We start from the raw sequence: 20,435 nt of genomic DNA, 5'->3' as shown, positions 1-20,435 counted from the left end.
GTACCGTCTACTTTTTATCCAAAAAATGCAGGTGCCGTTTCCCTACCTGCTGCCCGGTGTAATCCTTCAGCCAATAAACCTCCGGTTATGTTAACCAGACAGGTTTGCCAGCAAACCGGCAAAGGCATCAGCTGAGGCTTGCTCATGTTCATGCTGTCGGTTTTGCACCCGCCACTGGCCGTTTACCATCACGTCCCTGACAGGATTTTTCTGGCTGGCAAAAACCAGGCTATCAAGGATATTGTGCGCCGAATTGGCAAAAAGTCGAGTATCTTGTGGGTCTAATACCAATAAATCTGCCTGCTTGCCCAGCGCCAGTTCACCGGTATTGCTGTTGGTGCTCTGGGCACCGCCTTTTGCCGCCCGCTGCCATAAATTCAAGCCGGTAGAAGGCTGCTGCTCATCCGCCAGAATCGCCCTTTGCTGCTTGATTAACCGCTGGGCATATTCAAGCCAGCGTAACTCTTCAATAGGGTTAACCGAGATATGGCTGTCTGAGCCGATGGCAAAAGTGCCCTGCTCCGCCAAAAATTCCGTGGTCGGGAAAATACCGTCACCCAGGTTGGCTTCCGTGGTAGGACAAATACCGGCAATCGCCTTGCTGTTGATAATACCCTTGCGTTCCTGTTCGTCAATATGGGTGGCGTGGATCAAACACCAGTGCTGATCCAGCTCCATATTATCGAGCAACCACTGTACCGGCCGCTGACCGTAATGGGCCAGGCAGTCGTTCACTTCTTTTTGCTGCTCGGCGATATGGATATGTACCGGCGCTTTGTTATCCAGACTGCGCACATGGGCCACCGCCTGCTGCAGCGCCTCTTTATCTACCGCACGCAGGGAATGAGGAGCAATGCCGACATTAGCATTGTCATACTGCGCACTTAAACCGAAGCAATCACTTACCAACCGATTAAACTGGTCGACAGAATTGATAAAACGTTTTTGCCCTTCGTTCGGCGCCAGCGGGCCAAATCCGCTGAAGCAATACAATACCGGCAACATGGTCAGGCCGATACCGGATGTTTGCGCCGAATTAAAAATGGCCTTGGCCATCTGTGCCAGCTCGGGATAATTTTCGCCGTCGATGTCATGATGCAGGTAATGAAATTCCGCCACCCGGGTATAACCCATTTTCAGCATTTCGATATAAAGCTGGCTGGCGATCACTTCGGCATTTTCCGCCGTCAGCTGACCGAGGAATTTATACATGATGTTGCGCCAGGTCCAGAAGCTGTCTTTGCCTTCGCTGCCCTGCTCGCTGAAACCGGCAAAGGCGCGCTGGAACGCATGGGAATGGCAGTTGACCATGCCCGGGATCACAGGTCCTGCAGCGCGTTCTGCCCCTTCAAGACAACCGGATTCGATGCTGCTGATAATACCGTTTTCTATAACTAAAGTTTTATCCTGTGCCCAGCCGTCTGCCAGCAGGACTTTTTCCGCGTAAAGTTTCATAGTGATTATTTCTCCTGTCCCGGCTGCTGTGCAAAGTTGATCAAAGCCGATACCAGGGCTTGCAGCTTAGGTTTCACCTCGGCCGCCAGGGCTTCGTTATATTCCGGGCTGGGTTCATTCATATAGGTACGTTGCGATAATTCCAGCTGCAGGGCATGCACATCCTGCTCAGGCTGGCCAAAGTGCCGGGTAATAAAACCACCTTTAAAGCGGCCGTTCGAGACCATGGAATAAGGGGCATAATCGAGCGACTGCACTTGTTCCAGCAGCTCGGGCGCACAACTGGCGCCATTGGCTGTGCCGAAATTAAAGTCTGGCAACTGGCCTTCGAAAAACCTTGGCACATGGGAAAGAATAGAATGGGCTTCAAGCAAAACCGCCCGGCCAAACTGCCCTTTGATTTCCGCCAGGGTATTGCTAAGCGCCTGGTGATAAGGCTGCCAGTAAGTTTTGATACGGCGCTGAATTTCATTTTCATCCGGCGTTTTGCCGTCAAGATACAAAGGAGATAAATCAAAGCCGGTAGTGGGACACAATTCGGTGCTGTTTGCCCCCGGATAAAGATCCACGCCATCCGGGTCACGGTTTAAATCAATCACATAGCGGTTATATTCCGGCATGATGATATAAGCGCCCATGGCCTTGGCAAAATCATACAACTTATCCTTATGCCAGTCGGTATCCGGCACTTTAAGCGCCGATGGCACCATAGTTTCGGCAATATCCTGTGGAATTTTTTCACCGTTATGCGGCATGCTGATCAACAAAGGAACTGTGCCTTTGATCAAGGTATAAGTGGATGACATTTCAGGGCTCCGCCTAATTGTATATACAAGTTGTACATTTAATTTATCATGTATCAAGTATGAGCTCAAATAAGGAATATGATCTCTTAATATAAGCCTGCCCAAAAAGCTGACAACTGTAACGGCAAGATATTGATTTCCTCAAATATCTCAAAGCTTATTATGTAAATAATGGATTAAATTGAAACCCGCAAATATTGCTGGTAACTTACTCAAATATATTATAAGAATTTGATGCCCAATTGGATTAACATTGTCGACGATTCACCCCTGAACGAACGCTAAGACACTGTTTTCAAACTTATTAAAGGACTATATCTAGTGGCAAAACACCCTCTTCGTCTTCTTGATCCAACAAACAACGGCCGTGGCGATCTCTTCACGCGGCTCGTCTCCGATCTCTTCTATGCACTAGGTTATGACAACCTGCGTTTTGATGTACACAAGACCGGACGAGAGATCGACATCGAAGGTAGGCACCGTCACGAATCAAGATTGGTGATTGCCGAATGTAAAGCTCACGCAAAACCCATAGGTGGGGCGGATCTGAATAAAATCCTTGGTGCGGTCACCCGTGAACGCGAAAAGGGTCAACCCGTTGCAGGTTATTTCGTATCTCTCGGTGGTTTCACTGAATCCGCGATTGAGCAGGAACGGGGTAGCAGCGAGCAGACCCGCATTATTCCGATAGACACCAAAGGTGTCATCACTGAGCTGACCCGTTCCAATATCATCATAACTCAAGAAAAAGCCGTTGAACGCGCCGGACGTTGCGCCGAACACGCCCGGCTGGATTCCCAAGCCCAATTCAACTCTTCCGAACTTCTTGGTCACCCCCTTGGTTACATCTGGGCACTCTACTATGAACTTGGAAAGGACGTCACCCACTTCGCGCTCGTTCATGCCGACGGTAATCCGCTTTCAGAAACTGCTGCCGCCCAAGTCATCGAAGCCGATCGTAAATGCAAAGGTTCCCTGCATAAGCTAACTTACCTTGCACCTCCACCCGCATCTCCAGATCGTAAAACCCTTACTGCCGAAGCATTAGAGCATTACAAAAACTGGCTCAACAAAGTGTGCGGCTACATCCAGCTCGATGGCCTGCCTGCGGAAGGGACTATTGCATCGAAGCAAATGACTCTGGAGAATCTCTTCGTTCCGCTAAAACTCCAAGTTCAAAGCAACGCTCAGGAAGACGACGAATCCACACAAGAACCCGAAGCCAAAATTCACCCCGTGGGCGAGTTTATTACTAACCAAAACCGCTTCTCCATTCTCGCCAAACCCGGTGGCGGAAAGAGCACCTTGCTTAAGCGGCTTGCCGTGGCCTACGCCGATCCAGATCGACGCTCGTGCTCTGAAGACGGCCTGCCAGAGCGCGATTGGTTACCACTTCTACTCCGCTGCCGTGATCTGCGTGAACGGACCAGAGAACCAATCCGCGAACTGCTATGCGACCTGGGTCGACATACTGAGATGGACGACAACTACGCCGCCGCTTTTCGCGAATTAGTCGACGACGCCCTGAATTCCGGCCGCGCTCTTCTCCTGGTCGATGGACTCGATGAATTTTCCGACGCAGCCGCACGAACCACGTTTGCCAATAATCTCCGCGTATTCCTTGGTATGTATCCCCACACCGCCCTCGTCGTTACTTCTCGGGAAGCCGGGTTTCGTCAGGTGGCCGGCGTTATTGCCAGTGTTTGCGTACCCACGACGATGGCTTCCTTTGATAAAAACGACGTTCATACGTTATGCAAGCGCTGGCATGCAGAAGTCCTGCCTGACACAGGAGAAAACCGCGAAGAGGCCATAAAACTTGCCAAAACAATCTGGAGTAATAAGCGGATTCGAGCCCTCGCCGAAAACCCGCTCATGCTCACTACGCTACTCGTCGTCAAACGCAACGTCGGTGAACTGCCAACCAAGCGGGTCAAACTATACGCGGCAGCGATTAACGTCCTTATCCGTACATGGAACGTTGAGGGCTTCGCACCGCTAAATGAGGAGGAAACCCTTGCCCGATTGTCCTACATCGCGGTGGCTATGATGCGACAAGGCAAACAGCGCATCGGGAAGCGGCAACTGCTTAAGCTGCTTCAGCAAGCACAGAAGGAACTTGAGGCTGAGCTGGCATACGCCGATATCAAACCTAACAAGTTCATCGAACGTGTGGAGTACCGTAGCAGCCTCCTGATGCAAACCGGCTACGAGGATATCGACGGCGTATTGGAGGAAGTCTATGAGTTTCGGCATCTTACCTTTCAGGAGTACCTCGCCGCCCGTGGTCTCGTGGAAGAACAGTATCCCGGTCGGGATGATGCTGCGGAACTGAGCGACTTGCTTGAACCATATTTCAAGGATGAGTCTTGGCGGGAGGTAGTCCCCCTTTCCGCCGTTCTCGCCAACCGCAAATCTGAGCGGTTAATCCAACGACTCACGGAGATTTGCGCTACGAAGGAACTTAAACATAGCCTTTCGGACATGACTGAATCGCATGTAGCACTACTCCGAAAATGTGTCCTTGACGAAATCCAAGTAAGGGAGTCAACTCTGCGAGATGCCCTCCGACAATTAGCTCGGTACGCTTCTGAAGAAATGTTACCAGGTTCCACAATTCATATTATACGCGGGAAATTCGGCAGGGTGTTCCAGGAGGTAGCAGAAGATGCATTCTTTGGCCAATCTGAGGATTGGGTCAACTACCAAAGCGTCATCATGGATCTAGGGATCGAGCAATTTTTTGGGGATAGACACTTCCAAATGTCAGCGCAGGCGGCAGCTAAACTGGAGCATGCTCTCACCAACGGTGATCCTATACAACAAGGTAAGGCGGCGAATACAATTGCTTGGTCAGCTTTCCAAGCCCACAATAATGGGGACAAAGATTTCGCTACCCTAACCGAACGGTTTCGTCCTCTCAGATATCGAATCGAAGGGTTGTTAGGGGAGGAGGAGAACCCGCTCACCTTATCCATGGCAGTTGCTATGATTTGGATGGGAATTGCTGGTTTAACCGACAATCCACCGGACAAAGAAGCGATGTTGACACTGTTCCGGCTTTGGCAAAACGCACAAAATCATGAAGTACGACGAATTGCCAAATGGGCCTTCGGCATGCAGCCTCTGCTTCCAAGAGATGCAATCGACGTTGCAGTATGGGGAGACTGTGAAACACTCATCAATAACAAGACACAATTTAATGAAGAGGAAGAATGCGGCAGTCTGGTTCTCGCCTGGTATCGGGGCCAGCCATGGAGCGATGCTCATTTGCTAGAAAAATTGAAGGAAATACTCTCAGATAAAAAAAATACAATTTGGGTCAATAGATTCCCGGCTCTGTTCCACCTTCTTAACGCCCTCGGTGAACCGGGTCGACAGGCTCTAGCCGAATGGAAGCAGAACGCCAAAACCGAGATCCTGAACAAATTAGGGAGTAACATACGCCGGGTATTAGAGCTGGAGGATTAATCGCCGGGCAATATTCTTCATGGCCGCCCGAAGGATATAAGAGCACATAGGAGAACATAGCCAGAGTCACGGGAACTACGCGGGACATCCAAAAGTTGACACTATAAAAACTTTTGAATATCAGAGCCTTGTGCTGATGGCATTACAAGGCTCCGTCTAACTTTAAATACAAGCTACTTTAAACATTTAATGCCTGCAGCAAAACAGGATGAATTGGCGGCAAAGAGCGAATCTATATAATAGGGGCGACTGATACGGCAATAAGCCAACCGCCCCTCTTCCTTGCTTTCCCTGATCATCCACGCTTAATCGCGCGTAAGCCTTCGTGGATGCTGTTTATTTTATCCCGGTAGCTTCTTACCTGCATTTTCAGCCGATAGCACACATACCAGATACCTTCACTGGTTGGCGGGGTGATACATTCTGGTTCTCGGGCAACCGCGGCAAAAGCATCACAAAGAAAGGAGTATTCATCACTGAATTTGCTAAAGTCGTCACAAAGTTCGAGACTCTCGCTCAATAGTTGGGCTCTTTTGGCCTCATACTCCTGAGATGTTGCATTTGATTCAGACATGATACCGGCCTCCCTTGATGGCGAGCGGCGCACAGCTGCTGGCGAAGTTACGATTGCTTGCATTCATTGCCGATGGGCGTTGGCAGAGAGGTGTATTTTCTGTTAAAGAAACTTTAACCGAGTGAAACTCTGACATATCATTAGGGTTAGCCATGATGGATACCTCTTATATCTGTTGTGGTTAGCTGCCTCTGGGTGTCTTTAGCACTCGGGGGTAGCGCTTAATTGTTCACTTGTTCTTTGCTTGCCAGTAAGACCTCCTGTGCCTATTAATAATTACCTTCATTTTTAGTACAAAAAACGGGATAAATCCGACTGTGCTGACAAATAATATTCTAGTGATTTATAGATACTGTATGAATAACTGTACAAAGATATAACCAATTAAAAAGCAGTTGTGTTTATCTCGTACATGACAAATCGATGCAGTGCATTTATACAAACAAGGTGTTGTTTATAAAAGTGCTTTGTTAGACGGAGAAAAGACGTATTTCACTTATTTCTTTAATATTCGGAATAAGAGTGAAGAAGTTGAACTAATGAGATAATCTGTTTACTTTACAGTTTATTAAATTCAGTAAAGACGACAAAATGTCGTCTGTTAAGCTGTTATGTTTTAAATAGAGCGAGTCAAATCGGATGACTAGTTTAAGAAAGCCGCAATTAGGAACTGACCCCAATAAAGGCTGGAAGTTTTATTCTTTACACCTTGCATCAACATATATAGTTAATGAGTTTTTTTTAGTTTCAAATTACAAAGAATGTATTAATCATTCTTTAAATTTTGGTGCGCATAAAAAGCGTGACTTAGAAATATTAGAAAAAATAAACGGCCCGTATAAGTATAAAAAACAAATTATTGCAGGGGCTGAAGAGTTATCAGCTTGGGCAAAAAAAATGGATGAAGAGGAATATCACGAACTTTATATCCATTCTTTTATCGGTATGTGGTCATCATTTGAAGCTGGTATAGTAAATATACTTACTGATTTCATTAAAAATGACAACGAAGTAGCGAATGAGCTTAGTAAAAAATTCAAGGCGGGTCGCTTTGATATAGAAAAGTGGCCTTGGGAGCATGAAGTTTGCCTATCTTTAGCTCAAAGGGTTGAATCTAAAGCCAAAAGTGCCACAGAAAACGGCGGAATAGATTTCTTTGCTCGATTACAAACAACTTTCTCATGGATCAATATAAACATTAATATTACAGAAGAAAATAAGCTTTATCTTTCAGAAGCCAATAGGGTGAGAAATATTTTACTTCATCGATATGGAGAGGTTAGCGAAAAAGATGCTCGTGACTTTCCTGTTTTAAAACCTTGGGTTGGTACCGTTATGCCTTTAACCAAAGATAGGTTTACGAATTATTACAACGGTATTACTCAAACACTAATCGCAGTTATGAAAGGTATCGTAAATAGCAGTAAAACATAACAAAACCAGCCAGATGGATGCCCCCCTGCGTGGCGTTAGACTTGCTTGCATCCAAGGCTTAATAGGCTATAAATATAGGGAAGCGCATAAGGTAAAGGAACTACAATGGCTACATGTTACGCATCAGGTGATTTCAAAAAATACTTCAATGAAAACATGAAAGAGCTTGGGGCACCGGTTCCGACAACATTGTTTGATAGTTATCAAACAGCTATAGGCACTGCTACTATTCTTGTTAGTACTTTAAGTACCCTAGGTAAAGGTGCAACTATGGGGGAATTAATTGGTGCCACTATAGGGCTTGAAAAGTTAGCCGTTGCCGCCGCTTTTGGGGCAGCAGGTTATACAGGTATTGTAATTGGTAGTATTGCTGTTGCTAGTGGCAGATCTTTAAGCTGTGGTTCTCGAATATCTGATATGTTTGTATTTACCTATCAGAACCAATTACAATTTAAAGGTTGGCATTCTTTTTATACTCGTAATCCTCAAGTTTTAGATAAAACTCATCTTTTCAGAAAAAGCGTCGGTATGAGAGCGAAAAACTCACCACTTAGTTTTGAGTACGCATAATGATTAATAACTTTCTTTTTCTACTTGTAGCCATAGTAATATTTGGGCTTTCATTACTGTTTTTCCAAACATTTGGTATGTATAGCTTCACGATTATGTTGCTCATAGCTATTGCTCTTTTGCTGTCTCGTGTTGGTAAGCCAAAGTTTGGTCATAAAAAAAAGCCTGACAAGTAGCTCCAGCGGACGTGGTAAAGCTGTCTTCTTTTGTTCAAAAATACTGCACAAAAGCAGCCATCTTCACCACGCCACTGAGCAAGACGTTGGTATTTTTTAGTTTATAACAGATAATCGAACTGATGCCCGTAATTATATTTCCTATAACTTTTGTTATTGGAAGTTTGCATTTATTCAGAGGTATCTATTTCCCAATGAAAGCACTTCAAAATACAGTTGATGGAGCATTCAATAAAACACAAACTACATTTTATCTTTTAGTGCTTTTTCAAGTACTTTGTTAATAACTTTAGCCGCTTTTCGCTTTGTTTTGTGATCAGGGTGTAAGCCATCACCCATATGGTCAAATTCTTGCCATGCATCAATAACTGTTACGCCATCAAGGTTATGAACATATTCTTGGAAAGTATCTTGAATCAATTGATAACCTTGCTCATCAACCATTGCAAAACCAGGAATAACGTCTGAAAATATTTGCTCTGTTAATGGGAAGTCTAGATCATCGTAACTTGGAGCACGTACAATAAAAACCTTAACGTTATTACTTTGCAGGTAATTTATCGTATCAAGTGTATTGTTTATTGAAGCGCTAATAACGTCACTTTGACTTGGACACAAACCTGCTAAGGTATGTTTGCAGTCATTAAATGAAAATATAACCGCGGCTTTCATATGTGTACCGTCAGCCCATTGTGTGGTGTGCTCTACCAATTCTTGCGCTTGTTGTAACATTGATTTAAAGCCATTAGCACCACCACTGGTGGCACCACCTTCAGCATTTTCTCGATACACTAAACCTTTTGCTTTTGTGATGGTTGTCGCTTTTAAATAGTCGGCAATACCGCGGTAAGATGAGCCATTTAAACTGGTTAAACCTACGGTGTTATTTATTGATGCTTCTGGGTCGACATAACTCGCACCGATCAGACCAACAACTGGGTTATTAACATCAACGATTATGTTGTCCTTAGAAAATGCAGAAAAAGTTGTTAATGAAGCTAGTAGTGTTGCGGTTAGTAATTTTTTATGCATGTTATACATCCTTTTTATGAAGTTATTCAAAGGATTATAGTTTTCTCAATTAAAAGTCAATATTTATTTTTTCTTTAGTAATTTTAGAAGCGTGGAGGTTAAAAGTAGTACAAAGCGGGACATGCATAAACTTACACTGTTAAAAAGCTGAACAGCCTTTTATACCAGGATTATTTTTTGATTGTCGTGGAGTAAACAATAACTCAGGCGCGCAGCTGTCAAATTTCCCTTATCGACAGCTGCAGAAAAAAGAAAGAAATCAGATTTTGGCTGTTCAATTCTGCATTTGCACCGGCAAATAAAATAGCAAGAACAATAGCTGATCCCTTGCTCCTGCTCAGTTAACTATTGTTTGTTGATAGTAAAATAAATAAAGGATGAAGCAGGCAGCCAGAGCCTATTTCATCCCCTGTGTTGTTTGATAGGTAAAAAATCAGCTCACAGCTGCTTTTTCATATTTGTCCTGACCTACTGAGGTTGCCATAGTCCAGATCAGCAAGAAGGTGATGCCGAGCAGCACACTCTTTACCGGTACATAGCTATAAAAGACCAGGGTCCAATTTGAAAAAATTTGCACTGTTTCTGCGCTCAGGTCGAACTCGTCTAAATGCCTGATAAAATTCTCAGCTAATGCGAGCATATCTACCAGCATAAAAACAACAAACAAGCTGGCTAAAGCGAATTCACTATTATAGGTAAAAACGTGGCAATAAGGCTTACCCTGTGCCTGCAACCTGGCCCTGGTAAGAGGCGCCCTAAAAGCCAACAGCAGGAATAACACCAGGTCTATCACTAAATGTGTCGTATAGATAATGGCATTAACCCACACCTGGCTCATAGACTCACTCTTGGTGACGATCAAGTTTTCAAAAATGAGCATTTCAATCAAGTACACCGCCAGCAAGGCTGCACATACATGCACAATATTAACATTATGCCTGTTCATGAAGATGATCAGTAATAATGAAATGTTTATCAAAACAGATACATGCAAGGGGTTCTGACTTATGATTGCATAGCAGACGCCCAGAAATATCAAAATTAATTTTGCCATTGTAGCCTTATCCTTCGTTTATTGACCTTGCCGGCAAGCAGCTACGCTACTTGCCTATAACATCCTTGTCACTATCACGGTTAAAAGGCTCCATCGCTTGGCTGTCTGCTACAGGTACAACAATAGTAGCTGCCGCCGGATCGTCACCGTTATGAATACCGCTGCCGCCAAAAATCATTTTGAGATCACTTATGCTCAGCTTCGTCCGATTCAGTTTCGCGGTGTTTTTTCTCTGCTGGCATGCGGTAAGTGTTGGCTTTATCATTTTTAAAATCCTTGTATTGGTTGAAATGGTTTATGAGCTCACGAAGTTGCGTGAACAAGGGAATAATGTTTACCCGGCAATAAATATTCAGGGCAAAGGCATGAGCTGGTGTAGGTTGCTCCAGGCCAGCCTCGTACTTTTCATAGGTGGTGCGGCTAACCGAGATCTTTTTAGCCATATCTTCAGTGGTACGGTTGCAAGACAATCTCATGCGCCGTAAGTCATCACCAGTCATGAATCTAAACATAAATGTCCCTACTTACTCTTTTTATGTCCGTATTGCCTTAAAGGAAGGCGTGTTTATCTAGCGGTTTGCCAGTGTGGTTAACAGGGCAAGGCAGCACATCAACACAAAGACACTTTTAACAATAACAATGTCTTGAGCATCAAGTTGCCAACCTGTCGGCGAAGCAGATGAACGAGGATCCAAGTTGTTCGAGCTTGCTAATGTTACCGGCGCTGTTAACCAGTGGCATGATAAACCTCTTTTTCCTGAGAGTAAATATCCCAAAATGGGATATTTGAAAAAATATACTAAATTGGGATATTTCCACCACGGCTGAAATATCAAATGACCAACAAATCCTGGGATGAAAGAAGGGTAATATTGAGGAAGTTACTCAGAGAGCTTCGCAAGCAAAACGATGATATGACGCAAGAACAATTAGGTGAACTACTCGGAAAACCCCAAAGTTTTGTTTCTAAATATGAGAGTGGCGAACGTAAACTTGACTATATTGAGCTTATTGAAATTTGTCAGGTTTTTAAGCTGAACATTGTTGAATTTGACGCTTTGTATCAGAAAAAATTAAAGAAGAAATCACTTTAAGCCCCTACTTTCACAATCGCCTGAAAGTTGAAGGTAAGGGCTAATAGCACTAACAATCAGACAAAGTCCTGCTGTTTTTTCGCTGTACAGACACCAGTCCGAATAAGGCAAGCAGAAACAAACCTAAGCTGGCGGGCTCCGGGATAGTTCTTATCGTTGCCGAGGCCAGGTAAAAATCTCCCGAGACCACACCAATGTCAAATTCAAGTTTACCGTCAACCAGCACGTGATCTATCAAGCCTTTCGACAGTCTCTCTCTCACCGTAAAATAGCCGGTATAACCCGAGGTTTCTACGCTATGTTGTAAATTGAAAAACTGACATGGCAGATGACAATCCCTTCTACCTAAACTCCAATCATGGCCAGGCTCATTATGTTCATGAAACCCTATAGTATGTGTCTCCATGTAATCGATACTGATATTGCCAGCAATATCAGCAAAGCTAATATAGGCCGTTTCGATAATATCCTGCTGTATATGTGTCACCTGCTCCCAGCCATCAAAAAAGAACGAACCTTGAGCTGCACTATGACGATAAAAAGATTGCACTCCCAGGCTATTATCAAGTTCGCCCTCATCAACAGGACGTTGATCGTTGAAAGGATATTGCTCAGCAAAAAGGTAGGTATCATCAACAAAAGAAAGGGTTACCCAGGCATGCTCATATTCTTGCCCGGTCATGTCAAAATAGCCCGATATATCATTGCTGGCAGAGTGTAAATACAAATAGTCGTCGAGGTTGTCTTCAATTAAAACTGCGTGGGCAGTGTAGCTAAGGGTCAGGATAACAATAAACAGGTTCTTCAATAGTTTACTTTTCATTACTCTCTCCTTTCACGTATTTAAACGATATCCATCGGTGAAGTAGGAGGAATACAGGAAGGCTCCCGGTCAAAAATGCTTAGCCGGCGTTATCTGGCAAGCCCGAATGAACCGCCTCCTACATAACCATTATCGTTTTGGCTTCAGAGTGAGATTAAAGCCCGGTTTATATCTCACGCTGAATTTTTACTTCGCACTGCCAGAGCAAGCGACATACCATCACAGAATAAGCTGATAAAACAAACTGTAGTAAAAGCAAGCTCAGGCAGTGCCCGCTATAATGCAAAGAAAACCGACACTACACTTGCTGATATCAGTAGCTGAAAGAAAAGAATAAGATAGCGGGTAATATTAGTGCCAGGGTTTGTTGGTTAGCTCAACTCAGGTGATGTGAACACTGCTGGCCTAATATCATAGATAAGCATTAATTTTGCTTTTGGCCGTTATTTAAATAAGGATGTTTACTTTGATAAAGCGACTATTGCTGGTTTTCATTGCCGCCGTCGGATGGCAGTACTACCAAAGTTCAACTAATAATCCCACTCCCGAACCGGTACAGACACCATCGCCCGGTTACACCCCTAAGCCACACTTTTCATGTGATGGTCGCCAATACTGTAGCCAAATGACCTCGCGTGAATAAGCCATATATTTTATCAATAACTGTCCCAACACTAAGATGGATGGCGACCATGACGGACAACCATGTGAGAATGATTCACGTTTTTAGCAAATGGCTCTGTTCAACCATCAAACAATGGCAGAGGGTTGTCGCCAACTCTTATACAAGCAACAAATATGAATCAAAAAAAAGCATTAAAAACAACGCCGTTGCTTTAAAGGGTTCTTTGTTTATCGAAAATGTATAAATTGGGTTCTATAAATTAGCGTTTTAAAATAACGGCATCAATTTAAGGAACCCATCCTTCAAAACTCAACAGCTGAGCGGGCGTTATGCCCAGCCGGGACAGCCGTTTCTGATCATACAAGTTTCATATTCGGAAAAACAATGGCTTGAGCTATTGCCTTCACTGATACAGTTACGCGCTTCAGTCAGACAATAACTACCACAGCTACCGGCGGCAGTTGATATCGTCGGCGCCAAGGCTACAGACATGCCTAATAAAGCCATTTTTAAAAATTTTTTATTTTTATTTATCATTTTATTACTTTCCTTTGTATTAGTTTTCCAGAGCTATAAAGCTGTGCATCTTATAAGTAAGACTCTGCCAGTATAATTACCATACAAATATTAACAACAAATATTTAACATCTCATTATCAACCATTGTTTTTATTAGTACAACAATCAGACTTCCCGGCCGTTGCTGACAGCAGCCCCAACTTATAAAAGTAAAGTAATAATAAGAAATTAACCTATAAATAAATGGCTTTAAAATTTCGCCTCAGGGAATGTTGCAAAAATATCCCTGCTTGTTCCTTTATGTTTGCCTTATGCCTGGTTGCATAAGGCCCGAAACCTACTTAACCAATTCAGCCGCTTTCAGTAACAACTCTTCATCTAAGCGCACTCTAAAGTTTGGATTTACATAATTAAACTGAACCAAACCTTTAGCATCAAACACATAAACGGCAGGAGCCGGTAATACCAGGCGCTCTTCACCCTGGCGGTTTTTTTGCAGCGGATTGGTGAGCTTCATTTTTGAGACATAACGCTCTGTGGTTTTTTGTGAAGCAAAAAACGCCAGGCCAAAACTTTGGCTGACTTTAGAGTTAAAGTCAGAAAGCAGGGTATAGTCTAAATCACGCTCTTTGATGCTGGCTTGAAGGCCTTCCGGGGCATCGGTAGATATGCCGATTAACTGGAACCCCATGCCATTTAAGCGACTGCTGATCTGCTTTAGCTGTCCCATCTGGGTATTACAAAACGGACACCAGCCGCCGCGGTAAAAAAACAAAATGGTTTTCTTGCCGGTAAGCACTTGCTGTAAGTTCACCTGCTTGCCTGCCACCGTAGTGGCCATCACTGACGGAACCTGCTGACCGTTCAGCAGCGGGCTGACCATAGCGGCCTCTTCAGCAATCGGCTTAGCTGCCTGAACGCTAAGCGTCAACAACAAAGCCAGACCGGCGGTTAAGAGTTTATATATACATTTCATCCTGGGGTACTCTCTCTGAGTTATTATTCTATGTTAATGGATTGCAGCACAAGACCCTGCAACTTAGAATAAAATTCCCCCGGCAAAAAAATATACCTTATCAAGACACTTTAAATTGCCCCACCAGGGTATTTAACCCGGCAAATTCCTGTTGCAGACCATCGCAGGCATCCTGGGTTTGCTGCAGGTTGCTTACCCCCTGCTGATTTAACTCCATCAGCTGCAATATATCTTCGTCTATGCTTTTGATCACTGCCGCCTGTTGCTGGGTGGCGTCGGATACTGCATGATTTTCAATATCCACCTGGGTCAGGGACTGGATAATCTGCTGCATTTTTTCATCGGCCAGCCCCGCCATTTCCACACTGGCAGTGCTGTTCTCCTGGCTTTGACTCATACTGCTGACCACGGCGCCGGTGCCGTTTTGCAGGTTTTCGATCATCACTTCAATTTCCCCGGTGGCGTCCTGGGTACGCTGTGCCAGTTGACGCACTTCATCGGCGACCACGGCAAAACCGCGGCCGGCTTCCCCCGCCCGGGCCGCTTCAATGGCGGCATTTAATGCCAACAAATTAGTTTGCGAACTGACCCCTTTGATCACATCGAGAATATTGCCGATATTCTGGGCTTCGGTGGCCAGCTTTTCGATTTCGCCGCTCGACTGCCCCATGGTCGTGGATAAGTGCTCAATTGAATGAATGTTATTGCTCAGGGCATCCACCCCTTCCCTTGACTGTTCCTGCATCGCCGAGGTTAAATTAGAGGCGGTTACCGCATTAGAGGAAATTTCTTGCGCCGAACTGTTAAGCTCGGAGATGGCGCTGGAGACACTGTCGCCCCGGCTTAGTTGTTGCTCCGCCATTTCAATCCCGGACAGTGCGCTCTGGCGCACGCTGTTGATATGTTGATCCAGGGCGCTGGCGGTTTGGTGTACCTGCTTCATGGAGTCATGAATGGTATCGATAAAGGCATTAAAATGATGGGATAACTGGCCGATTTCATCTTGCGAGTCTACCGACAGGCGCTTGGTTAAATCGCCGTCTCCCTGGGAAATATCTTTGATCGCCAGCGTCAGGTGATTGATGGGGCGCATCAGGTGATTAAGCAATAAATGCAAAATGACTATGGTCGCCACCACACTGATAAAACCGGATAAGATGGCGTTGTTTCTTGCTGTCACCATAGGGGCATAAGCTTTATCGCGATCCAGCACCACACCCACATACCATTTTACCGAACTAATGCCCTCTACCGGGATAAAAGAGACAATTTGCTCTTTCTCGGGAATTTCCACCAACTCACGGGAAAAGCTGGGTTGATAGCCAAAAAGTGTGTCGATGTTTTTATCCAGATATTGTTTTTGCGGATGGCTGAGAATTTTACCGTTATCGCTCACCAGATAGGCATAGCCCAATTCCAGGAAATCGATGGCATTGATAATGTCGGCAATTTCATCCAGCTCAATATCACCGCCGGCAGCCCCGATAAAACGGCCGTTATCCTCAATCGGCGCCACCGCAGAAATAATCAGTTTATTCACCGAGGCATCGACATATGGTTCGGTATAGGAAGACTTTCTGTCCTGTTTTACCTGGGTATACCAGGGCCTTTGCCTGGCATCAAAGTCATCCGGCAGTTTAATGCTGACATCATCAACAATAAACTCGCCGCTGCGTTCCACCCCGACATAGGTGTTTTTAAACAAGCCGGCCACCTGTGCCTGCTGCACCGTCGCTAAAATGGTGGCGCTGTCGCTGCTTTCCCGGGTGCTTTGGGCGATGGCATTGACGATTTGCAGTTTGCTGTTGAGCCAGTTGGCAATATTCCCCGACACCGAGCGGGCGATTTCATTAATGCCCCGCTCCAGGTTGGTTTCGGTTTGCTGGTTGATTTTAAGGTAGTGGTAAGCGCTTGACACCGTCAGGGTTAGAATAAGCAAGGCCGCTGCGGTTAAGATGATTTTATGGGCAAATTTTAATTGGCTGAACATAACAAAAACTATCCGTTTATCGCCAGAGGCCGACTCAAGCTTAGTTATCCGGCAAGAATAACCAAAGCAATTTCCCTGGCTGTACGCAAAAATACTGTTGATTCATTCTTAACTAATTAATGGGCTGCGTACAGAGATTTTTCTTGCAGATAATTTTTCGCGCTCCCCGTCCTTAACTTGATACAATAACGGCAGGCCGATATCACCACAGAGAAAAACATGAACGAACAACCCTTTAATCCCTTGCACGGCATTACCTTACAAACCATAGTCACTGAGCTGGTGGAGCATTACGGTTTTGAAGAATTAGGGCAAATCATCAAGATACGCTGCTTTACCCACGATCCCAGCATCAAGTCATCACTGAAGTTCTTACGCAAGACCCCCTGGGCCCGGACCAAAGTAGAAAACCTCTATATAAAAAATAAACACAAATTCAGCCACTGAGCCCTTGCCTACAAGTGAGTTTCTGTCGTAAATTAACCGGGCAGGAAATAACCTGCATACCAAACGTAATAAAGAAGTGACCAAGATTCAATGAAGATAAGCATTCAAGTTCACAGCTATATGGTTCCAGACTATAGCTAAGCACCTGCATCCATGCAGGCGAGGCGCGTGATTGAGCAATAGCCAGCTATTGGGATTGAGCGCAACGAAGAAATTGAAAGTTTAGACCGTTGAAGATGGTTAATTCATTATTTCATTTGGTATTAAGCTCAGACTTTGCCGTTTTCAAATTTAAATCGCTTCTCTGTTGTCGAAAACTTTCAGCACACCTCGCCGTTAACCCGGAATATGGGGCTTAGGCTTTACTGTTGCTCTCTTTTTACCTGTAAAAGGACATAGAGCATAGTTATCAGGGGTAACGCAAACGTTTTCACAACCGGGAAAAATCGGATAAGAATCAATCAGGACCAAGCAAGGTAAACAATAACTTTTTCTATCAAGTGAGACATTATGCAAATCAATAATCAATACGTTTTAACCTGGCAATGTCCTGATACTTCAGGCGTCTTAGCAAAAGTTACCCATAATCTGTTTGAACACGGCGCCTTTATTACCGAAACTTCACAGTACAGCGACCCCTCTACCGATACCTTTTTTTCCCGTATCGCCTTTGACGACCGCAACCTGAAAGTGCCGTTTGAAGAATTTGTCAGCGCCATCGACGAGCTGGCCAAACCGCTGAACCTGAGCTATCGCATCAGAAATGCCAACGACTTGCCCAATATCGTGATTGCCGTATCCAAAGACGATCACTGCCTGGTCTCGTTATTAACCAAGTGGAAAGCTGGCGTGCTGCCGGTGAATATTGTTGCCGTGGTATCCAACCACCCGGATTGTCAGTCTTTAGTGGAGTGGCATGGCATTCCCTACCATCACCTGCCGGTCAACAAGGAAAATAAACCCCAACAGGAAGCCGCCATCCTGGACGTGATGAAAAGCGCCGATGCCGAACTGCTGGTGCTTGCCCGTTATATGCAGATTTTATCCGACGATATGTGTGTCAAACTCCAGGGCAATGCCATTAATATCCATCACTCGTTTTTGCCCAGTTTCAAGGGCGCGAAACCTTATCACCAGGCCCATGCCCGCGGGGTGAAAGTGATCGGCGCCACCGCCCACTATGTGACCGCAGATCTTGATGAAGGTCCGATTATCGTGCAGGAAGTCAAACCCATTAACCATACCTTCACCGTTGAACAAATGGTGCACTCGGGCCATGACTTAGAAGCCACCGCCCTGTGCCATGCCGTGAAAATGCATGCCCAGCAACGTATCTGCCTCAACGGCGACAAAACCGTTATCCTGGCTTAATAAAAGCCAAAACAAGCAATCAAATATGCCGGAACAGGAGTTTTCTTTATCCTGCTCCGGTATCGCTACTATTATTAGTTAAGTAATACAGTGCGCTAAGGGACGGTGCTGAAATCAAGTGCAAACCAGACTTCACCTACTTCCTTTGGCCCGGCGAATAAGCCAACCAATCAAGCAAGATTACAATTACCCTGGTTACCTATATGAAACATAAAAATAAAATTTGTTATCAGATCACCCCGGACAATATTCACAGCCATCTGTTCGGCGTAGAAATGACCTTTGCCAGCGAGCCGGGAAAAAGCTATACCCTGAACCTGCCCGCCTGGTTGCCCGGCAGCTATATGATCAGGGACTTTGCGAAAAATATCATTGAACTAAGCGCAGTTTCCGCCGACGGCCAGGCCCTGGCGACAGAGAAGAGCGATAAGCAAACCTGGCATATTACCGCAACTGATGAGCAAGTGAGCCTGAGCTACCAGGTGTTTGCTTTCGATCTTTCGGTGCGCACCGCCTACTTAGACAGCCAGCGGGGTTTCTTTAACGGCAGCTCCACTTTCCTGGCGGTGGAAGAGCTGAGGGATCATGCCTGCCAGCTCACCATCAATCCTCCCGGACAAGCCGATAACTGGCAGGTGGCCACCGGCATGTCCCGGGCAACAGGTACCGAAAAATATGCCTTCGGCGACTATATTGCCGCCGATTACCATGAATTGATCGACTGCCCGGTAGCCATAGGGGTACTGGACACCTTTGAATTTACCGTCGAAGGCGTGGTGCATCACCTGGTCTTTACCAGCGGCCATTACGGCGACCACCAGCGCCTGGCGGATGATGTCGCCAAGTTGTGCCAGCACCATATCAAGCTGTTCGGCGAAGTACCGTTTACCGAGTACTGGTTTATCACCCATTTGCTTGCCAGCGGTTTTGGCGGGTTGGAGCATAAAAACTCGACCGTGTTGCAGGCCAGCCGCTTTGACCTGCCCAACCCGAACAAACCGGAGGAATTAAGCGATAACTACAAAACGTTCCTCAGCTTATGCTCGCACGAGTATTTCCACGCCTGGAATGTCTGCCGCATCAAACCAAAAGAGTTTGTCCCCTATAATCTGCAAAAAGAATCCCATACCAAGCAGTTATGGGCCTATGAAGGCATCACTTCCTATTATGACGACTTTTCCCTGTTCCGCGCCGGCATCATCCCGTTTGAGCAATATTTGGAGTTGCTCAGCAAAACCGCCACCCGGGTTTACCGCGGCGGCGGCGAGCTCAAACAGAGCGTGACCGAGTCCAGCTTTGATGCCTGGACCAAGTTCTATCAACAGGGACCGGATGCGGTCAACAATATCGTCAGCTATTACACCAAAGGCTCGTTAATCGCCTTATGGCTGGATCTGACCATCAGGGAGAAATCCGCCGGATTATACAGTTTGGATACCCTGATGCGGGAGTTATGGATCCACTTCGGCCGTCCCGGTATCGGCACCCAGGAAGACGACTTTATCAATATCGCCAACATTTTATGCGGTGAAGATATCGGTGCCCCCTTTAAAGCCCTGCTACATACCCCGGACCGGGTAGCCCTGGCGCCTTTACTGGAGAAAGTCGGGGTAAGCTTTGAGGGACAAAAATTCAAAAGCCTGAACAGCCTGGACACCATAGGCAGCGAAGATTACGTTCCTTACCTGGGGGCACAATATAAAGAGCAGGCAGGCGGCTTGAAAATATCTGTGGTGGTGGAAGGCTCCCCCGCCGCCAAAGCGGGGCTGGCAGTCAATGATGTGCTCATTGCCGTGGACAACCTTAAGGTCACGGAAAAGTCCCTGCAGCAGCTTGGCGAACACTTAAGTGCCGGGCAAGCGGTCAGCTGTTTTTATTTCCGCGATGACCAGTTGTTGTGTTCCGAAATAGCCTTTACCGATTCACCGTTGTCGGCAATCAAGATCAGCGTAACCGATGCCGAACGGGCCGCCAACTGGCAGAACATCATTGCCTGATCTGCCCGGAGAAAGGCTGAAG

General features: G+C 45.6%; 16 protein-coding genes and 2 pseudogenes. 8 read left to right on the top strand and 10 right to left on the bottom strand.

Going from position 1 to position 20,435, the window contains the following annotated elements; translation table 11 throughout:
* Nucleotides 1–90: 90 nt before the first annotated feature.
* Nucleotides 91–1,455: a formimidoylglutamate deiminase gene (locus SG35_RS01750; protein WP_044834068.1), complete on the bottom strand. Its 1,365-nt coding sequence runs from the start codon at nucleotides 1,453–1,455 to the stop codon at nucleotides 91–93.
* Nucleotides 1,456–1,460: 5 nt separating this feature from the next.
* On the bottom strand, nucleotides 1,461–2,261 hold the full coding sequence (gene hutG, locus SG35_RS01745; protein WP_044834067.1) for an N-formylglutamate deformylase: 801 nt from the start codon (nucleotides 2,259–2,261) through the stop codon (nucleotides 1,461–1,463).
* Between the two features lie 321 nt (nucleotides 2,262–2,582).
* Here hutG and SG35_RS01740 point away from each other — a divergent pair, with 321 nt between their 5' ends.
* Entirely contained in the window at nucleotides 2,583–5,732 is a 3,150-nt protein-coding gene (locus SG35_RS01740) for an NACHT domain-containing protein (protein ID WP_044834066.1), read from the top strand.
* A 295-nt stretch (nucleotides 5,733–6,027) separates the two neighbouring features.
* Here SG35_RS01740 and SG35_RS01735 read toward each other — a convergent pair whose 3' ends face one another.
* Nucleotides 6,028–6,306, bottom strand: a complete 279-nt coding sequence (locus tag SG35_RS01735; protein WP_044834065.1) for a hypothetical protein — start codon at nucleotides 6,304–6,306, stop codon at nucleotides 6,028–6,030.
* Nucleotides 6,307–6,945: 639 nt separating this feature from the next.
* On the opposite strand from SG35_RS01735, the gene SG35_RS01730 reads away from it, so the two are divergent.
* Both SG35_RS01730 and SG35_RS01725 read left to right on the top strand, forming a co-directional pair.
* The gene (locus SG35_RS01730) at nucleotides 6,946–7,740 is read left to right on the top strand and encodes a hypothetical protein (protein ID WP_044834064.1); all 795 of its coding nucleotides are present in this window, start codon (nucleotides 6,946–6,948) and stop codon (nucleotides 7,738–7,740) included.
* Nucleotides 7,741–7,845: 105 nt separating this feature from the next.
* A complete protein-coding gene (locus tag SG35_RS01725) occupies nucleotides 7,846–8,310 on the top strand; it encodes a hypothetical protein (RefSeq protein WP_044834063.1) in 465 nt (154 codons plus the stop codon).
* A 419-nt stretch (nucleotides 8,311–8,729) separates the two neighbouring features.
* Here the strand turns inward: SG35_RS01725 and SG35_RS01720 are convergent, their stop codons facing one another.
* From SG35_RS01720 to SG35_RS01710, 3 genes are all read right to left on the bottom strand, one after another.
* On the bottom strand, nucleotides 8,730–9,518 hold the full coding sequence (locus tag SG35_RS01720) for a hypothetical protein (protein ID WP_044834062.1): 789 nt from the start codon (nucleotides 9,516–9,518) through the stop codon (nucleotides 8,730–8,732).
* A gap of 433 nt (nucleotides 9,519–9,951) precedes the next feature.
* Nucleotides 9,952–10,464, bottom strand: a complete 513-nt coding sequence (locus SG35_RS01715) for a hypothetical protein (RefSeq protein WP_152646694.1) — start codon at nucleotides 10,462–10,464, stop codon at nucleotides 9,952–9,954.
* Nucleotides 10,465–10,757: 293 nt separating this feature from the next.
* Nucleotides 10,758–11,084: a helix-turn-helix transcriptional regulator gene (locus tag SG35_RS01710; protein WP_044834060.1), complete on the bottom strand. Its 327-nt coding sequence runs from the start codon at nucleotides 11,082–11,084 to the stop codon at nucleotides 10,758–10,760.
* A gap of 324 nt (nucleotides 11,085–11,408) precedes the next feature.
* Here SG35_RS01710 and SG35_RS01705 point away from each other — a divergent pair, with 324 nt between their 5' ends.
* Nucleotides 11,409–11,666 carry a helix-turn-helix domain-containing protein gene (locus tag SG35_RS01705; RefSeq protein ID WP_044834059.1) on the top strand — a complete coding sequence of 86 codons (258 nt, stop codon included), beginning with the start codon at nucleotides 11,409–11,411 and terminating at the stop codon, nucleotides 11,664–11,666.
* A gap of 49 nt (nucleotides 11,667–11,715) precedes the next feature.
* Here SG35_RS01705 and SG35_RS01700 read toward each other — a convergent pair whose 3' ends face one another.
* Nucleotides 11,716–12,489, bottom strand: a complete 774-nt coding sequence (locus tag SG35_RS01700) for a PEP-CTERM sorting domain-containing protein (protein WP_044834058.1) — start codon at nucleotides 12,487–12,489, stop codon at nucleotides 11,716–11,718.
* 592 nt (nucleotides 12,490–13,081) lie between these two features.
* Here SG35_RS01700 and SG35_RS32050 point away from each other — a divergent pair.
* A pseudogene (locus SG35_RS32050) lies at nucleotides 13,082–13,219 on the top strand (excalibur calcium-binding domain-containing protein); the annotation flags it as partial.
* Nucleotides 13,220–13,441: 222 nt separating this feature from the next.
* Here SG35_RS32050 and SG35_RS01690 read toward each other — a convergent pair.
* The 3 genes from SG35_RS01690 to SG35_RS01680 form a co-directional block, all read right to left on the bottom strand.
* Nucleotides 13,442–13,651: a hypothetical protein gene (locus SG35_RS01690; protein ID WP_044834057.1), complete on the bottom strand. Its 210-nt coding sequence runs from the start codon at nucleotides 13,649–13,651 to the stop codon at nucleotides 13,442–13,444.
* A gap of 318 nt (nucleotides 13,652–13,969) precedes the next feature.
* Nucleotides 13,970–14,608, bottom strand: coding sequence for a peroxiredoxin-like family protein (locus tag SG35_RS01685; protein WP_044834056.1), 639 nt, complete (start codon nucleotides 14,606–14,608; stop codon nucleotides 13,970–13,972).
* A 100-nt stretch (nucleotides 14,609–14,708) separates the two neighbouring features.
* Complete coding sequence (locus SG35_RS01680; RefSeq protein ID WP_044834055.1) at nucleotides 14,709–16,598, bottom strand: methyl-accepting chemotaxis protein; 1,890 nt, start codon at nucleotides 16,596–16,598, stop codon at nucleotides 14,709–14,711.
* A 219-nt stretch (nucleotides 16,599–16,817) separates the two neighbouring features.
* On the opposite strand from SG35_RS01680, the pseudogene SG35_RS01675 reads away from it, so the two are divergent.
* From SG35_RS01675 to SG35_RS01665, 3 genes and pseudogenes are all read left to right on the top strand, one after another.
* Nucleotides 16,818–17,021, top strand: a pseudogene (locus SG35_RS01675) (VF530 family protein); the annotation flags it as partial.
* A gap of 534 nt (nucleotides 17,022–17,555) precedes the next feature.
* Nucleotides 17,556–18,416, top strand: coding sequence for a formyltetrahydrofolate deformylase (gene purU / locus SG35_RS01670; RefSeq protein ID WP_044834053.1), 861 nt, complete (start codon nucleotides 17,556–17,558; stop codon nucleotides 18,414–18,416).
* A gap of 203 nt (nucleotides 18,417–18,619) precedes the next feature.
* Complete coding sequence (locus SG35_RS01665) at nucleotides 18,620–20,413, top strand: M61 family metallopeptidase (RefSeq protein WP_044834052.1); 1,794 nt, start codon at nucleotides 18,620–18,622, stop codon at nucleotides 20,411–20,413.
* Nucleotides 20,414–20,435: the final 22 nt, after the last annotated feature.

The organism is Thalassomonas actiniarum (assembly GCF_000948975.2).
GTDB classification, from domain to species: domain Bacteria; phylum Pseudomonadota; class Gammaproteobacteria; order Enterobacterales; family Alteromonadaceae; genus Thalassomonas; species Thalassomonas actiniarum.
The sequence above is the reverse complement of the archived record's forward strand: the minus strand, read 5'-3'. Positions and strand labels throughout refer to the sequence as shown.

Bases quoted from the DNA above. Each gene is read 5' to 3' on its own strand.
- SG35_RS01750 (WP_044834068.1), bottom strand. From the start codon at position 1,455: ATGAAACTTTACGCGGAAAAAGTCCTGCTGGCAGACGGCTGGGCACAG.
- hutG (WP_044834067.1), bottom strand. From the start codon at position 2,261: ATGTCATCCACTTATACCTTGATCAAAGGCACAGTTCCTTTGTTGATC.
- SG35_RS01735 (WP_044834065.1), bottom strand. From the start codon at position 6,306: ATGTCTGAATCAAATGCAACATCTCAGGAGTATGAGGCCAAAAGAGCC.
- SG35_RS01730 (WP_044834064.1), top strand. From the start codon at position 6,946: ATGACTAGTTTAAGAAAGCCGCAATTAGGAACTGACCCCAATAAAGGC.
- SG35_RS01725 (WP_044834063.1), top strand. From the start codon at position 7,846: ATGGCTACATGTTACGCATCAGGTGATTTCAAAAAATACTTCAATGAA.
- SG35_RS01720 (WP_044834062.1), bottom strand. From the start codon at position 9,518: ATGCATAAAAAATTACTAACCGCAACACTACTAGCTTCATTAACAACT.
- SG35_RS01715 (WP_152646694.1), bottom strand. From the start codon at position 10,464: ATGAACAGGCATAATGTTAATATTGTGCATGTATGTGCAGCCTTGCTG.
- SG35_RS01710 (WP_044834060.1), bottom strand. From the start codon at position 11,084: ATGTTTAGATTCATGACTGGTGATGACTTACGGCGCATGAGATTGTCT.
- SG35_RS01705 (WP_044834059.1), top strand. From the start codon at position 11,409: ATGACCAACAAATCCTGGGATGAAAGAAGGGTAATATTGAGGAAGTTA.
- SG35_RS01700 (WP_044834058.1), bottom strand. From the start codon at position 12,489: ATGAAAAGTAAACTATTGAAGAACCTGTTTATTGTTATCCTGACCCTT.
- SG35_RS01690 (WP_044834057.1), bottom strand. From the start codon at position 13,651: ATGATAAATAAAAATAAAAAATTTTTAAAAATGGCTTTATTAGGCATG.
- SG35_RS01685 (WP_044834056.1), bottom strand. From the start codon at position 14,608: ATGAAATGTATATATAAACTCTTAACCGCCGGTCTGGCTTTGTTGTTG.
- SG35_RS01680 (WP_044834055.1), bottom strand. From the start codon at position 16,598: ATGTTCAGCCAATTAAAATTTGCCCATAAAATCATCTTAACCGCAGCG.
- purU (WP_044834053.1), top strand. From the start codon at position 17,556: ATGCAAATCAATAATCAATACGTTTTAACCTGGCAATGTCCTGATACT.
- SG35_RS01665 (WP_044834052.1), top strand. From the start codon at position 18,620: ATGAAACATAAAAATAAAATTTGTTATCAGATCACCCCGGACAATATT.